The 14,822-nt window shown below is 54.3% G+C and carries 14 protein-coding genes; 8 read left to right on the top strand and 6 right to left on the bottom strand.

Going from position 1 to position 14,822, the window contains the following annotated elements; translation table 11 throughout:
- Positions 1-14: 14 nt before the first annotated feature.
- Positions 15-884 (top strand): phosphoribulokinase, encoded by an 870-nt coding sequence (locus tag J4685_RS20705; protein ID WP_001274690.1) that lies wholly within the window; start codon positions 15-17, stop codon positions 882-884.
- Between the two features lie 95 nt (positions 885-979).
- Here J4685_RS20705 and J4685_RS20700 read toward each other — a convergent pair whose 3' ends face one another.
- Entirely contained in the window at positions 980-1,384 is a 405-nt protein-coding gene (locus J4685_RS20700) for an OsmC family protein (protein WP_001148919.1), read from the bottom strand.
- 307 nt (positions 1,385-1,691) lie between these two features.
- On the opposite strand from J4685_RS20700, the gene crp reads away from it, so the two are divergent.
- Complete coding sequence (gene crp, locus J4685_RS20695) at positions 1,692-2,324, top strand: cAMP-activated global transcriptional regulator CRP (protein ID WP_000242757.1); 633 nt, start codon at positions 1,692-1,694, stop codon at positions 2,322-2,324.
- A 48-nt stretch (positions 2,325-2,372) separates the two neighbouring features.
- Complete coding sequence (locus J4685_RS20690) at positions 2,373-4,460, top strand: YccS/YhfK family putative transporter (protein WP_000269311.1); 2,088 nt, start codon at positions 2,373-2,375, stop codon at positions 4,458-4,460.
- Between the two features lie 42 nt (positions 4,461-4,502).
- On the opposite strand, the gene J4685_RS20685 is transcribed toward J4685_RS20690, so the two are convergent.
- From J4685_RS20685 to ppiA, 5 genes are all read right to left on the bottom strand, one after another.
- The gene (locus J4685_RS20685; RefSeq protein WP_000190028.1) at positions 4,503-5,720 is read right to left on the bottom strand and encodes an aspartate aminotransferase family protein; all 1,218 of its coding nucleotides are present in this window, start codon (positions 5,718-5,720) and stop codon (positions 4,503-4,505) included.
- An 85-nt stretch (positions 5,721-5,805) separates the two neighbouring features.
- Entirely contained in the window at positions 5,806-6,369 is a 564-nt protein-coding gene (gene pabA / locus J4685_RS20680; protein ID WP_000601878.1) for an aminodeoxychorismate synthase component 2, read from the bottom strand.
- A gap of 31 nt (positions 6,370-6,400) precedes the next feature.
- Complete coding sequence (locus J4685_RS20675) at positions 6,401-7,003, bottom strand: putative adenosine monophosphate-protein transferase Fic (RefSeq protein ID WP_001280674.1); 603 nt, start codon at positions 7,001-7,003, stop codon at positions 6,401-6,403.
- Complete coding sequence (locus J4685_RS20670) at positions 6,993-7,160, bottom strand: YhfG family protein (protein WP_001519136.1); 168 nt, start codon at positions 7,158-7,160, stop codon at positions 6,993-6,995. Before J4685_RS20670 ends, J4685_RS20675 begins: the two co-directional genes overlap by 11 nt.
- Before the next feature lie 108 nt (positions 7,161-7,268).
- On the bottom strand, positions 7,269-7,841 hold the full coding sequence (ppiA, locus tag J4685_RS20665; RefSeq protein WP_000920482.1) for a peptidylprolyl isomerase A: 573 nt from the start codon (positions 7,839-7,841) through the stop codon (positions 7,269-7,271).
- Between the two features lie 276 nt (positions 7,842-8,117).
- On the opposite strand from ppiA, the gene tsgA reads away from it, so the two are divergent.
- The 5 genes from tsgA (at position 8,118) to cysG (ending at position 14,817) form a co-directional block, all read left to right on the top strand.
- Positions 8,118-9,299: an MFS transporter TsgA gene (gene tsgA, locus J4685_RS20660; protein WP_000185219.1), complete on the top strand. Its 1,182-nt coding sequence runs from the start codon at positions 8,118-8,120 to the stop codon at positions 9,297-9,299.
- Between the two features lie 261 nt (positions 9,300-9,560).
- Positions 9,561-12,104, top strand: a complete 2,544-nt coding sequence (nirB, locus tag J4685_RS20655; RefSeq protein WP_000049248.1) for an NADPH-nitrite reductase large subunit — start codon at positions 9,561-9,563, stop codon at positions 12,102-12,104.
- Complete coding sequence (gene nirD / locus J4685_RS20650) at positions 12,101-12,427, top strand: nitrite reductase small subunit NirD (protein ID WP_000084814.1); 327 nt, start codon at positions 12,101-12,103, stop codon at positions 12,425-12,427. Before nirB ends, nirD begins: the two co-directional genes overlap by 4 nt.
- Positions 12,428-12,622: 195 nt before the next feature.
- Positions 12,623-13,432: a nitrite transporter NirC gene (gene nirC, locus J4685_RS20645; RefSeq protein ID WP_000493578.1), complete on the top strand. Its 810-nt coding sequence runs from the start codon at positions 12,623-12,625 to the stop codon at positions 13,430-13,432.
- Positions 13,433-13,443: 11 nt separating this feature from the next.
- On the top strand, positions 13,444-14,817 hold the full coding sequence (cysG, locus tag J4685_RS20640; protein WP_000349887.1) for a siroheme synthase CysG: 1,374 nt from the start codon (positions 13,444-13,446) through the stop codon (positions 14,815-14,817).
- Positions 14,818-14,822: the final 5 nt, after the last annotated feature.

The following is a 14,822-nucleotide window of genomic DNA, read 5'->3' as shown; positions in this document are numbered from 1 at the left end:
ATCATGGAGTTGCCATGTCAGCCAAACATCCGGTGATAGCAGTAACAGGGTCAAGCGGCGCGGGGACCACCACCACCAGCCTCGCGTTTCGTAAAATTTTCGCGCAGTTAAATCTGCACGCCGCCGAGGTGGAAGGCGACAGTTTTCATCGTTACACCCGCCCGGAAATGGACATGGCGATCCGCAAAGCGCGTGACGCCGGGCGGCATATCAGCTATTTCGGGCCTGAAGCCAATGACTTCAGTCTACTGGAACATACCTTTATTGAGTACGGGCAGACGGGTAAAGGCCAGTCGCGTAAATATCTGCATACCTATGATGAAGCCGTACCGTGGAATCAGGTTCCCGGCACGTTTACCCCCTGGCAGCCGCTTCCCGAACCGACCGATGTGCTGTTTTATGAAGGACTGCACGGCGGCGTCGTCACCCCGCAACATGATGTCGCGCGTCATGTTGATCTGTTGGTTGGCGTGGTGCCTATCGTCAACCTCGAGTGGATTCAGAAACTGATTCGCGACACCAGCGAGCGCGGACACTCCCGTGAAGCGGTGATGGATTCCGTGGTGCGTTCCATGGACGACTACATCAATTACATTACGCCGCAGTTCTCGCGTACCCATATCAACTTCCAGCGCGTACCGACCGTCGACACGTCCAATCCGTTCGCCGCAAAGGGTATTCCCTCGCTGGATGAGAGTTTTGTGGTGATCCATTTCCGCAATCTGGAAGGGATCGATTTTCCCTGGCTACTGGCGATGCTCCAGGGCTCGTTCATTTCTCACATTAATACATTAGTGGTGCCGGGCGGCAAAATGGGGCTGGCGATGGAGCTGATTATGTTGCCGCTGGTGCAGCGGTTAATGGAAGGCAAAAAAATCGAATAACCGCGGTGAAATGCCCGATGACGCTACGCTTATCGGGCCTACGAGATAAAAACGGGTAGGCCGGATAAGGCCACGCCGCCATCCGGCATCACGTGTTACGCCGCAATCACTTCATACGAATGGGTAATATTGACCGCTTTTTCCAGCATTAGCGCCACCGAGCAATATTTTTCCGCGGAGAGATCGACAGCGCGCGCGACGGCAGCCTCTTTCAGATCGCTGCCGGTAACGATAAAATGCAAATTAATGTGCGTAAACAGGCGCGGCGCGTCTTCCCGGCGCTCGGATGTCAGCTTCACTTCGCAGTTGGTGACATTCTGACGGCCCTTTTGCAGGATTGATACCACATCAATAGCGCTACATCCGCCAGCCGCCATTAATACCATCTCCATCGGACTCGGCGCTTTGTCACCGGAGTTGCCATCCATTAAAATCTGGTGGCCGGAGGAGGACTCTCCGAGGAATGTGAGTCCTTCAACCCACTTTACACGCGCTTGCATATTTCGTAACTCCAATGTTTCAATTTTCCTGAAAGATTACGCGCATACAACAAAACTCGCAATGGAAGGCGACCTGGGTCATGCTGAAGCGAGACACCAAGAGACACACGGCGAAAGCTATGCTAAAACAGACAAGATGCTACAGTAATACATTGACGTACTGCATGTATGCAGAGGACATCACATTACAGGCTACAATCTATTTTCGTAGCCCCCTTCCCAGGTGGCGGGAAGTATATTTTTGCAACCCCAGAGACAGTGCCGTTTTCTGGCTCTGGAGACAGCTTATAACAGAGGATAACCGCGCATGGTGCTTGGCAAACCGCAAACAGACCCGACTCTTGAATGGTTCTTGTCTCATTGCCACATTCATAAGTACCCGTCAAAGAGCACGCTGATTCACCAGGGTGAAAAAGCAGAAACGCTGTACTACATCGTTAAAGGCTCCGTGGCAGTGCTGATCAAAGATGAAGAAGGGAAAGAAATGATCCTTTCTTATCTGAATCAGGGTGATTTTATTGGTGAACTGGGCCTGTTTGAAGAAGGCCAGGAACGCAGCGCCTGGGTACGTGCGAAAACCGCATGTGAGGTCGCTGAAATTTCCTACAAAAAATTTCGCCAATTAATCCAGGTCAACCCGGATATTCTGATGCGCCTCTCTTCCCAGATGGCTCGTCGCTTACAAGTCACCTCTGAAAAAGTAGGTAACCTCGCCTTCCTTGACGTCACCGGGCGTATCGCTCAGACGCTGCTGAATCTGGCGAAACAGCCCGATGCCATGACGCACCCGGATGGGATGCAGATCAAAATCACCCGTCAGGAAATCGGCCAGATCGCCGGCTGCTCCCGAGAAACCGTTGGTCGTATTTTGAAAATGCTGGAAGATCAAAACCTGATCTCCGCGCATGGCAAGACCATCGTCGTCTACGGCACCCGTTAATTCCGTCAGAATGGCGCGTTTTATCATGCGCCATTTTTGTTTGCATCGATGTGGCGAAGACTGATTTATCACCCAGAGATTAATTACGCACTACGGCAAACGCTGGTGCTGTGCCTGCCTGTGGCTGTTGGTTTATTGATAGGCCAGCTACACCTGGGCTTGCTTTTCTCTCTCGTTCCCGCCTGCTGCAACATTGCAGGTCTGGATACCCCGCACAAACGTTTTTTTAAACGCCTGATCATCGGCGCGTCGCTGTTCGCCGGATGCAGTCTGGTAACGCAACTTCTGCTGGCGGAATCCATCCCCCTGCCGTTGATCCTGACCGGGCTCACGCTGGTGCTTGGCGTGACGGCGGAAATTAGCCCGCTTCACGCGCGGCTACTGCCAGCGTCGCTGATTGCCGCCATCTTTACCCTGAGCCTTGCGGGATACATGCCCGTCTGGGAGCCGCTGCTCATTTATGCGCTGGGCACGCTATGGTACGGCGTGTTTAACTGGTTTTGGTTCTGGCTATGGCGCGAACAGCCGCTGCGCGAGTCATTGAGTTTGTTATACCGTGAACTGGCCGATTATTGTGAAGCGAAATACAGCCTGCTCACCCAACATATCGATCCGGAAAAAGCGCTGCCTCCCCTGCTGATACGCCAGCAAAAAGCGGTCGATCTCATTACCCAGTGTTACCAACAGATGCATATGCTTTCGGCGCACAACAATAATGATTACAAGCGCCTACTACGGGCTTTTCAGGAAGCGATGGATTTGCAGGAGCACATTTCCGTCAGCTTGCATCAGCCGGAAGAGGTACAGAAACTGGTAGAACGCAGCCATGCGGAAGAGGTGATTCGCTGGAATGCGCAAACGGTCGCCGCCCGTCTGCGCGTGCTGGCGGATGACATTCTTTATCATCGTCTGCCGACGCGCTTCTCCATGGAAAAACAGATTGGCGCTCTGGAGAAGATCGCCAATCAGCATCCTGAAAATCCGGTAGGCCAGTTCTGCTATTGGCACTTCAGTCGAATCGCCCGTGTGCTGCGTACTCAGCGACCGCTGTACGCCCGCGACCTGATGGCCGATAAACAGCGTCGTTTGCCGCTACTTCCGGCGCTGAAAAATTATATGTCTCTTAAATCGCCGGCGCTACGCAACGCCGGACGCATCAGCGTGATGATGAGTATCGCCAGTCTGATGGGCAGTGCGTTGCACCTGCCTAAACCGTACTGGATACTCATGACGGTGCTGTTTGTCACCCAAAACGGCTATGGCGCGACGCGCGTACGTATTCTGCACCGTTCGGTCGGAACGCTGGTCGGCCTGGTGATTGCCGGCGTCACGCTGCACTTACATATTCCCGAAAGCATTACGCTGGCGGTCATGCTGGTACTAACGCTGGCAAGTTATCTGATTATTCGTAAAAACTACGGCTGGGCGACGGTCGGCTTTACGGTGACGGCGGTATACACCATCCAGTTACTGACGTTAAACGGAGAGCAGTTTATTGTGCCGAGGCTGATCGATACGCTGATTGGCTGTTTAATTGCCTTTGGCGGCATGGTCTGGCTGTGGCCGCAATGGCAAAGCGGGCTATTACGTAAAAACGCCCATGATGCGCTGGAAGCCGATCAAGAAGCTATCCGACTGATCCTCAGTAACGATCCGCAGGCCACCCCGCTCGCTTATCAAAGAATGCGGGTCAACCAGGCGCATAACACGTTATTCAACTCGTTAAATCAGGCAATGCAGGAACCCGGATTCAATACCCACTATCTGTCGGATATGAAACTGTGGGTCACGCACAGCCAGTTTATTGTCGAGCATATCAACGCCATGACGACGCTGGCGCGGGAACACACCATGCTGACGCCGGATCTGGCGCAGCGCTATCTGGAATCTTGCGAGATTGCGATTCAGCGCTGCCAGCAGCGCCTGGAGTACGACAGGCCAGGAGGCTCCGGCGATGTCAACATTCTGGAGTCGCCGGACATGCCGTCACATGGCTTATTGAGCACTCTGGAGCAACATTTACAGCGCATCATTGGCCATCTGAACACCATGCACACCATTTCGTCGATGGCCTGGCGTCAGCGTCCGCATCACGGTATCTGGCTGAGTAAGCGGCTACGGGATACAAAAGGTTAAGACCGACTGCCGGATGCGCTACGCTTATCCGGCAATCCGCCATCAGGCAACCACCTTCCCTACCGCCTGCGCAAAGCGCTGCATTCCTTCATTGATATCCGCCTCTTCCACCACCAGCGACGGGGCAAAACGCATCACGTCGGCTCCGGCATTGAGCACCATCACGCCGGCCTCCGCGCCTGCGTACAGAAAATCGCGAGCCCGACCTTTGTACTTCGGCTTCAGTTCCGCGCCAACCAGCAGCCCCATGCCGCGAATATCGCTGAAAATGTCAAATTGCTCGTCAATCGCCTGCAAATGTTGCACAAACTGTTGCCGCTTAGTGTGAATGCCTTGTAGTACCTCTGGCGTATTAATAATATCGAATGCCGCGCCAGCCACCGCACAGGCCAGCGGATTGCCGCCATAAGTTGAACCGTGCGAACCAACATGGAAGGCCGAGGCGATCTCCTGCGTGGTCAGCATGGCGCTCACCGGAAAACCGCCGCCTAACGCTTTGGCGCTGGTGAGGATATCCGGCGTGACGCCGTAGTGCATATAGGCAAACAGGTCTCCGGTGCGCCCCATCCCGCACTGCACTTCATCAAACACCAGCAACGCCTGATGCTTGTCACACAGGTCGCGTAACCCTTTGAGGAATTCCGGTGTAGCCGCCTGCACGCCGCCTTCACCCTGAATCGGCTCGACCACCACCGCGCAGGTGTGGTCATCCATTACCGCTTTCACCGCATGAAGATCGTTGAAGGGAACGTGAATAATATCGGCGGGTTTCGGCCCAAAGCCGTCGGAATATTTCGGCTGCCCGCCGACAGAGACGGTAAACAAGGAACGGCCATGAAAGGCGTTATGGAAGGCAATGATTTTCGTTTTGAACGGGCTATGGCGCACGCAGGCATAATGACGCGCCAGTTTAAAAGCGGTTTCGTTCGCTTCGGTGCCGGAATTCATAAACAGCACGCGCTCGGCAAACGTGGCGTCGATCAGTTTACGTCCCAGACGCAACGCCGGTTCATTGGTAAAAACGTTACTGGTATGCCACAAGGTTTCCCCCTGGGATTTCAGCGCCTCGACCAGTGCCGGATGGCAATGGCCCAGCGCAGTCACTGCAATCCCGCCGGCGAAATCGATATACTCTTTGCCCTGCTGATCCCATACGCGGCTGCCTTTACCTTTGACCGGAATAAAGTCCGCCGGTGCATAAACAGGCAGAATCACCTCATCAAAAGTTGCGCGCGTAATAGCCGTTTGTTCAGTTGCCATATCATTACCACCCGGTTAAGCAGAAAATTCAGTGAAATTATACTCACAAAATATGAATAAAAAATCACTCAATGACAACCATTAATCAACGTTGAAGAAAATTTTCCAGTAGCGCGTGTCCCTGTTCGCTAAGAATACTTTCCGGGTGGAACTGCACGCCTTCCAGATCCCACTCGCGGTGGCGAATGCCCATAATCTCCTGCGTTTCGCTCCAGGCGGTGATCTCAAAACACTCTGGCAACGTGGCAGGGTCGACAATCAGCGAGTGGTAACGTGTCACGGTTAACGGGCTGGGCAATCCCCGAAACACGCCCTGTCCATTATGCGTAACAGGTGACGTTTTACCGTGCATCACTTTCGCTGCCCGCACCACCGACGCGCCAAAGGCCTGCGCCATCGCCTGATGACCCAGGCAAACGCCCAGCATCGGAATACGTCCGGCATAATGGCGGATGACCGCCAGTGAAATGCCAGCGTCATTTGGCGTACAGGGGCCAGGAGAGATAACGATTTTTTGCGGGTTCAAAGCGTCAATGTGCGCCAGCGTCAGCGCATCATTGCGCCGAACCTGCACTTCCGCGCCCAGTTCACAAAAATACTGGTAGAGGTTCCAGGTAAAGGAATCATAGTTATCGATAAGCAGGATCATGGCGGCTCCGGGTGAGTAGAACCGCCCTATTTTACTCAGTTTCGCGAGCTTCGCTTATCGCTTTCTGAAAAATCGCCTGCAAAGCGGAGAGATCGCCCATCGCGCCGCTCTGGTTCGCCTGATTCCATGTATCAACCGCAATACCTTGCCAACTCAGCGCGTAGCCTGCATGTAAGGCCAGCTGTTCAAAGAAGATGCGCTGCGCCAGCCCGCTCCCCAAACGAAACGGATGAAGCACGTTAATTTCACAGTAGTAATGCGCCAGCCGCTCGACAAACTTCTCGTGCGCCAGACCGACCAGATAGCCCTCTTCTTCCAGATCCTGCATCAGAGCGTTGCCCTCTTTTTCGATATAGGCAAAGTGGCAGAAACGGGTATCACCCTGGTAAATATCGACCTCCCGCAGTTGCCCTGCCCAGTCGAAAATATCCTGATAGAGCTGGCGATGAATCGCGCACAGATGAGGCAAGCCGCGTACCAGCGGCCCCAGTTCAATCGTGGCGGCGCGGAGCGCGGTCATTTCATATGCCGCTTGCGCCAGTCGCTGGGCCTGATGAATCCCCAGCCGATTACGCATCACATTCAGCCCCGGATAGAGGTACGGATCGCGCCCTTCGCCAAATTTATCGCTCATAGTGCCTCCGAAGCTCGTCAAGACGTGCCAGCGCTTCATCGGCGGTCAGGGTTACTAAGGGGATCTCAATACCTTCGAGACGGCGACTTTGCTGGAAGTTAACGTTGCGCCGCTGTTCCCAAAAGCGTGACTTTTGTTTATCGGTAAGTTTCTTCACCGGGCCTCCCTGAATATGTCTGTGCTTGACCACAAGTATAAGCAGCAATTTCAGGTTACGCTGAGACAGGGAGAAAACGCGGGCGGCTCGCACCCGCGCAGGCATGTTTTATGGCAGGACTTTCGCGGAAAGGATAACGACTGGTTTTGTCGGCACATTCTGATAAGGCCCGACATCGTGCGTCGGTACCTGTGAGATTTTATCGGCGACATCCATACCTTTTACCACTTTACCAAATACCGCATAGCCAAAGTCGCGCTGGCCGTGGTCGAGAAAAGCGTTATCCGCGACGTTAATAAAGAACTGGCTGGTGGCGCTGTCTTTATCTGCGGTGCGCGCCATCGCGATCGTGCCGCGAGTATTACGCAGGCCGTTGTCGGCTTCATTCTTAATAGGCGGATTCGGTTTCTTCTGCTGCATCTGCTCGTTAAAACCACCGCCCTGAATCATAAAGCCAGGAATAACGCGGTGAAACGTAGTGTTGTTATAGAAACCACTGTTGACGTAATCGACAAAGTTTTTCACAGAAACCGGCGCTTTCTGGCTGTTCAGCTCCAGCTCAATATTCCCGGCGGAGGTGGTTAACAGCACATGAGGATCACCTTTTGCTGCCAACGCTACGGGAGAAAGAGCAGAAAGAGCGAAAACAGCTGCGACAGCCGCCAGAGTCGATTTGAGCATGAGATTTCCTTAAAGAGAGCAGAAATAAAGCAAGTGGAATGATTCTAAAGAGCCTTCCTGGGCCAGGCCAGCCCTTTACCTAATTTTACGTATATGAAACAAATGTAACGTTACGACGCAACGCCTTGTCCTTGCAATATGATGTGACAAACATCACATTAAAAAATGTAATGAACATTACTATCACTAATAATTATTTAAATACATCACAAAAGCGCCTAAAATCTGCCCGCTTAACGCGCCCTCCACGCGCTTCACTTCTCTTCAAGGCCAGACATGACTAACAGCAACCGCATCAAGCTCACATGGATCAGCTTTCTTTCCTACGCCCTGACCGGGGCGCTGGTGATTGTCACCGGGATGGTGATGGGAAATATCGCAGACTATTTTCATCTGCCCGTTTCCAGCATGAGTAACACCTTTACTTTCCTGAACGCCGGGATTTTGATCTCGATCTTCCTCAATGCGTGGCTGATGGAAATCGTCCCGCTGAAAACACAGCTACGCTTTGGTTTTATCCTGATGGTGCTGGCGGTGGCCGGGCTGATGTTCAGCCATAGCCTGGCGTTGTTCTCAGCGGCGATGTTTGTGCTGGGGCTGGTCAGCGGGATCACCATGTCGATTGGCACCTTCCTGATTACGCAACTGTATGAAGGGCGTCAGCGCGGTTCCCGACTGCTGTTTACCGACTCCTTCTTCAGCATGGCGGGGATGATTTTTCCTATGGTCGCCGCCTTCCTGCTGGCGCGTAGTATTGAGTGGTACTGGGTCTACGCCTGCATCGGCCTGGTCTACCTGGCGATTTTCATCCTGACCTTCGGCTGTGAATTTCCGGCGCTGGGTAAACATGCGCAGCACTCTCAGGCGCCTGTCGTCAAAGAAAAATGGGGCATTGGCGTACTGTTTCTGGCCGTCGCCGCGCTGTGCTATATCCTCGGTCAATTAGGCTTTATCTCCTGGGTGCCGGAATACGCCAAAGGCCTCGGCATGAGCCTGAATGACGCCGGGGCGCTGGTGAGTGATTTCTGGATGTCCTATATGTTTGGCATGTGGGCGTTCAGCTTTATCCTGCGCTTTTTCGATCTGCAACGCATTCTGACCGTACTGGCGGGTATGGCGGCGGTACTGATGTATCTGTTTATTACCGGCACGCAGGCGCATATGCCGTGGTTTATTTTGACGCTGGGCTTCTTCTCCAGCGCCATTTATACCTCCATCATTACGCTGGGATCGCAGCAAACGAAAGTGGCCTCGCCTAAGCTGGTTAACTTTATTCTGACCTGCGGCACTATCGGAACGATGCTGACCTTCGTCGTCACCGGCCCGATTGTGGCGCACAGCGGTCCACAGGCGGCGTTACTCACCGCGAATGGTCTGTATGCGGTGGTCTTTGTGATGTGCTTTGCGCTCGGCTTTGTATCCCGTCATCGCCAGCATAGTTCGCCAGCGGCGCATTGATAATGATTGCCGGATGGCGACATCGCCCTCCGGCACTCTATCCCCCTCCTGACGAGGTAGGCCTGTTGGTCTAAAAACCCCTCATTTTGTATGTTATTTGTACAAACCTGAAAAGCCTGACAATTCCGCCACTTATAAAAATCCTGACAAATCAGCCATATACCCATTAAGAGGTATATAAAGGTGAATTTGATTTACATCAATAAGCGGGGTTGCTGAATCGTTAAGGTAGGCGGTAATAGAAAAGAAATCGAGGCAAAAATGAGCAAAGTCAGACTCGCTATTATCGGTAATGGTATGGTCGGCCACCGCTTTATTGAGGATCTCCTTGATAAATCCGACGCTAGCCTGTTCGACATTACCGTGTTCTGTGAAGAACCCCGTAAAGCCTATGACCGTGTCCACCTGTCATCCTACTTCTCTCACCACACCGCGGAAGAGCTCTCTCTGGTGCGTGAAGGATTTTACGAGAAGCACGGCGTAAAGGTACTGGTTGGCGAACGCGCAATTACCATTAACCGTCAGGAGAAAGTGATTCACTCCAGCGCGGGTCGTACCGTTTATTATGACAAGCTGATCATGGCGACCGGTTCATATCCGTGGATCCCGCCGATTAAAGGCTCCGAAACCCAGGATTGCTTCGTTTACCGTACCATTGAAGACCTCAACGCTATCGAAGCCTGCGCCCGTCGCAGCAAGCGCGGGGCGGTGGTCGGCGGCGGTCTGCTGGGGCTGGAAGCCGCTGGCGCGCTGAAAAACCTCGGCGTGGAAACGCACGTCATTGAATTTGCGCCAATGCTGATGGCGGAACAGCTCGATCAGATGGGCGGCGAGCAGCTACGTCGCAAGATCGAAAGCATGGGCGTGCGTGTACACACCAGTAAAAACACGCAAGAGATTGTTCAGCAGGGTAACGAAGCGCGTAAGACTATGCGTTTTGCCGATGGCAGCGAGCTGGAAGTCGATTTTATCGTCTTCTCTACCGGTATTCGCCCCCGCGACAAGCTGGCTACCCAGTGCGGTCTGGCCGTCGCGCAGCGCGGCGGGATCGTGATTAACGACACCTGCCAGACGTCCGACCCGGATATCTACGCTATCGGCGAGTGCGCCAGTTGGAACAACCGCGTTTACGGTCTGGTCGCACCAGGCTATAAAATGGCCCAGGTCGCCGTTGACCACATCCTCGGCAGTGAAAACGCCTTTGAAGGGGCGGATCTCAGCGCCAAGCTGAAGCTGCTGGGCGTGGACGTCGGCGGCATCGGCGACGCGCATGGCCGCACGCCGGGCGCGCGTAGTTACGTTTACCTCGATGAAAGTAAAGAAGTCTACAAACGTCTTATTGTCAGTGAAGATAACAAAACGCTGCTCGGCGCAGTACTGGTCGGGGACACCAGCGATTACGGCAATTTGCTGCAACTGGTACTGAACGCCATCGAACTGCCGGAAAACCCGGATTCGCTGATCCTGCCGTCGCACGCGGGCAGTGGTAAACCCGCTATCGGCGTGGATAAACTGCCGGACAGCGCGCAGATCTGCTCCTGCTTCGATGTGACTAAAGGCGATCTGATCGCCGCTATCAATAAAGGCTGCCATACCGTGGCGGCGCTGAAAGCGGAAACCAAAGCCGGAACCGGCTGCGGCGGCTGCATCCCGCTGGTGACGCAGGTACTGAACGCCGAACTGGCGAAACAGGGTATTGAAGTCAACAACAACCTGTGCGAGCACTTTGCTTATTCTCGTCAGGAACTGTTCCACTTAATCCGCGTGGAAGGTATCAAAACCTTTGAAGAACTGCTGGCGAAACACGGTAAAGGCTACGGCTGCGAAGTGTGTAAGCCGACCGTCGGTTCGCTGCTGGCGTCGTGCTGGAACGAATACATCCTCAAGCCGCAGCACACGCCGTTGCAGGATACCAACGATAACTTCCTGGCGAATATTCAGAAAGACGGCACCTACTCGGTGATCCCGCGCTCGGCGGGTGGTGAAATCACGCCGGAAGGTCTGGTGGCCGTGGGTCGTATCGCCCGCGAGTTTAACCTCTATACCAAAATCACCGGTTCTCAGCGTATCGGTCTGTTCGGCGCGCAAAAAGACGATCTGCCGGAAATCTGGCGTCAGTTGATTGAAGCGGGCTTCGAAACCGGTCACGCGTACGCCAAAGCGCTGCGAATGGCGAAAACCTGCGTCGGCAGCACCTGGTGCCGCTACGGCGTGGGCGACAGCGTCGGTTTCGGCGTCGAGCTGGAAAACCGCTACAAAGGCATTCGTACCCCGCACAAAATGAAGTTCGGCGTCTCCGGCTGTACCCGTGAATGTGCGGAAGCGCAGGGCAAAGATGTCGGCATTATCGCGACAGAAAAAGGCTGGAACCTGTACGTCTGCGGTAACGGCGGCATGAAACCGCGTCATGCGGATCTGCTGGCAGCCGATCTCGATCGCGACACGCTGATCAAGTACCTCGACCGCTTTATGATGTTCTACATCCGTACTGCCGACAAACTGACCCGTACCGCGCCGTGGCTGGATAATCTGGAAGGCGGCATCGAGTATCTGAAATCGGTCATCATCGACGATAAGCTGGGCCTGAACGAACATCTGGAAGAAGAGATGGCGCGCCTGCGTGCAGCGGTGGTCTGCGAGTGGACGGAGACCGTCAACACGCCAGCGGCGCAGGTTCGTTTCAAACACTTCATCAACAGCGACAAACGCGACCCAACTGTCCAGGTTGTGCCTGAACGCGAACAGCATCGTCCGGCCACGCCGTATGAACGCATCCCGGTCACTCTGGTGGAGGAAAACGCATGAGCCAGTGGCAAAACATCTGCAAAATTGATGACATCCTGCCGGGAACCGGCGTCTGCGCGCTGTCAGGCGGCGAGCAGGTGGCGATTTTCCGTCCTTACCATAGCGATCAGGTGTTTGCGATCAGCAACATCGACCCGTTCTTTGAGGCCAGTGTGCTGTCTCGTGGGCTGATTGCGGAACACCAGGGCGAACTGTGGGTCGCCAGCCCGTTGAAAAAGCAGCGCTTCCGCCTGAGCGATGGTTTATGCATGGAAGATGAGCAGTTTTCTGTGAAACATTACGACGCGCGGGTAAAAGACGGCGTGGTGCAGTTGCGCGGTTAATTATTTTTGGGAGGCGCAACGCCTCCCCTTTTTTGTATTTTTTTTCATTTTAATTGTTATCACAAAATCATTTGTACTGCATCGCGGCGGCAACTGAGCAAATCCCCAGGAACATAGTTCACTATGTGACTGGGGTGAGCGAGGGCAGCCAACAAAGAGGCAGTGCAAAGGATGAAGTGAGAAAAGGATAATCAAATGTTTACAGACACTATTAATAAGTGTGCGGCTAACGCTGCGCGCATCGCACGCCTGTCGGCGAATAATCCGCTCGGCTTCTGGGTCAGTTCGGCAATGGCCGGGGCTTATGTCGGTCTCGGCATCATTCTTATTTTCACCCTCGGCAATCTGCTCGACCCGTCCGTGCGTCCTTTGGTGATGGGAGCGACCTTCGGTATCGCCTTAACGCTGGTCATCATCGCCGGTTCCGAACTGTTTACCGGCCACACCATGTCCCTGACGCTGGGCGTCAAAGCAGGCACCATCAGCCACGGTCAAATGTGGGCTATCCTGCCGCAAACCTGGCTCGGCAACCTGGTTGGTTCCGTGTTTGTCGCCCTGCTTTACAGCTGGGGCGGCGGCAGTTTGTTGCCGGTCGATACCAGTATCGTTCACTCAGTCGCGCTGGCAAAAACCACCGCGCCCGCCACGGTACTGTTCTTCAAAGGCGCGCTGTGTAACTGGCTGGTTTGTCTGGCAATCTGGATGGCGATTCGCACCGAAGGCACGGCAAAATTTCTTGCTATCTGGTGGTGTCTGCTGGCCTTTATCGCTTCCGGCTACGAGCACTCCGTCGCGAATATGACGCTGTTCGCCCTCTCCTGGTTTGGCCATCACAGCGACGCCTATACCCTGTCCGGAATCGGACACAACCTGTTATGGGTCACTCTGGGTAATACTTTGTCCGGCGTCGTGTTCATGGGATTGGGTTATTGGTATGCTACGCCGAAATCGGAGCGTCCTGTTCCGCAAAAAACCAACCAAATTAAGGTTACAGCCAACCATTAAGGGGTAATGTCGTGGACCATTTGCCTATATTTTGTCAATTACGCGACCGCGACTGTCTGATCGTCGGCGGTGGCGATGTCGCAGAACGCAAAGCACGGTTACTGCTGGAAGCAGGCGCACGTTTAACGGTCAATGCGCTGAACTTTATTCCACAGTTCACCGTATGGGCAAATGAAGGCATGTTGACTCTGGTTGAGGGGCCGTTCGACGAAACGCTTCTCGACTCGTGTTGGCTGGCGATCGCGGCCACTGACGACGATACCGTCAACCAGCGTGTCAGCGACGCGGCGGAGTCACGCCGTATCTTCTGCAACGTGGTGGATGCGCCGAAAGCCGCCAGCTTTATCATGCCCTCCATTATTGACCGCTCGCCGCTGATGGTCGCCGTCTCCTCGGGCGGCACTTCCCCGGTGCTGGCGCGTCTGCTGCGCGAGAAGCTGGAATCGCTGCTGCCGCAGCATCTGGGGCAGGTCGCGCGCTATGCCGGGCAACTCCGCGCCCGGGTGAAAAAGCAGTTTGCCACCATGGGCGAACGTCGTCGCTTCTGGGAAAAATTTTTCGTCAATGACCGGCTGGCGCAGTCGCTGGCGAATGCCGATGAGAAAGCGGTTAACGCGACAACCGAACGCCTGTTTAGCGAACCGCTGGATCACCGTGGCGAAGTCGTGCTGGTCGGCGCCGGGCCGGGCGATGCCGGGCTGCTTACGCTGAAAGGATTACAACAAATCCAACAGGCGGATATCGTGGTTTACGATCGCCTCGTTTCCGACGACATTATGAACCTAGTACGCCGCGATGCCGATCGGGTCTTTGTGGGGAAACGCGCGGGTTACCACTGCGTCCCACAAGAGGAAATCAACCAGATCCTGCTGCGTGAAGCGCAAAAAGGTAAACGCGTGGTACGCCTGAAAGGCGGCGATCCCTTTATCTTTGGTCGCGGCGGCGAAGAGCTGGAAACGCTGTGTCATGCCGGTATTCCTTTCTCAGTAGTACCGGGGATTACCGCGGCTTCCGGCTGCTCCGCCTACTCCGGTATTCCGCTAACCCATCGCGATTACGCACAGAGCGTACGTCTGGTCACGGGTCACCTGAAAACCGGCGGCGAGCTGGACTGGGAAAACCTGGCGGCAGAAAAACAGACGCTGGTGTTCTACATGGGGCTGAATCAGGCAGCGACTATCCAGGAAAAACTGATCGCATTCGGTATGCAGGCCGATATGCCGGTTGCGCTGGTAGAAAACGGTACCTCCGTGAAGCAACGCGTCGTCCACGGTGTGCTGACGCAGCTCGGTGAATTAGCGCAACAGGTTGAAAGCCCGGCGCTGATTATCGTTGGTCGCGTGGTAGCCTTACGCGATAAATTAAATTGGTTCTCTAATCATTAATTAAA

This window comes from Salmonella sp. 32100201201700099SM, from assembly GCF_017572645.1.
GTDB classification, from domain to species: Bacteria; Pseudomonadota; Gammaproteobacteria; order Enterobacterales; family Enterobacteriaceae; genus Salmonella; species Salmonella enterica.
The sequence above is the reverse complement of the archived record's forward strand: the minus strand, read 5'-3'. Positions and strand labels throughout refer to the sequence as shown.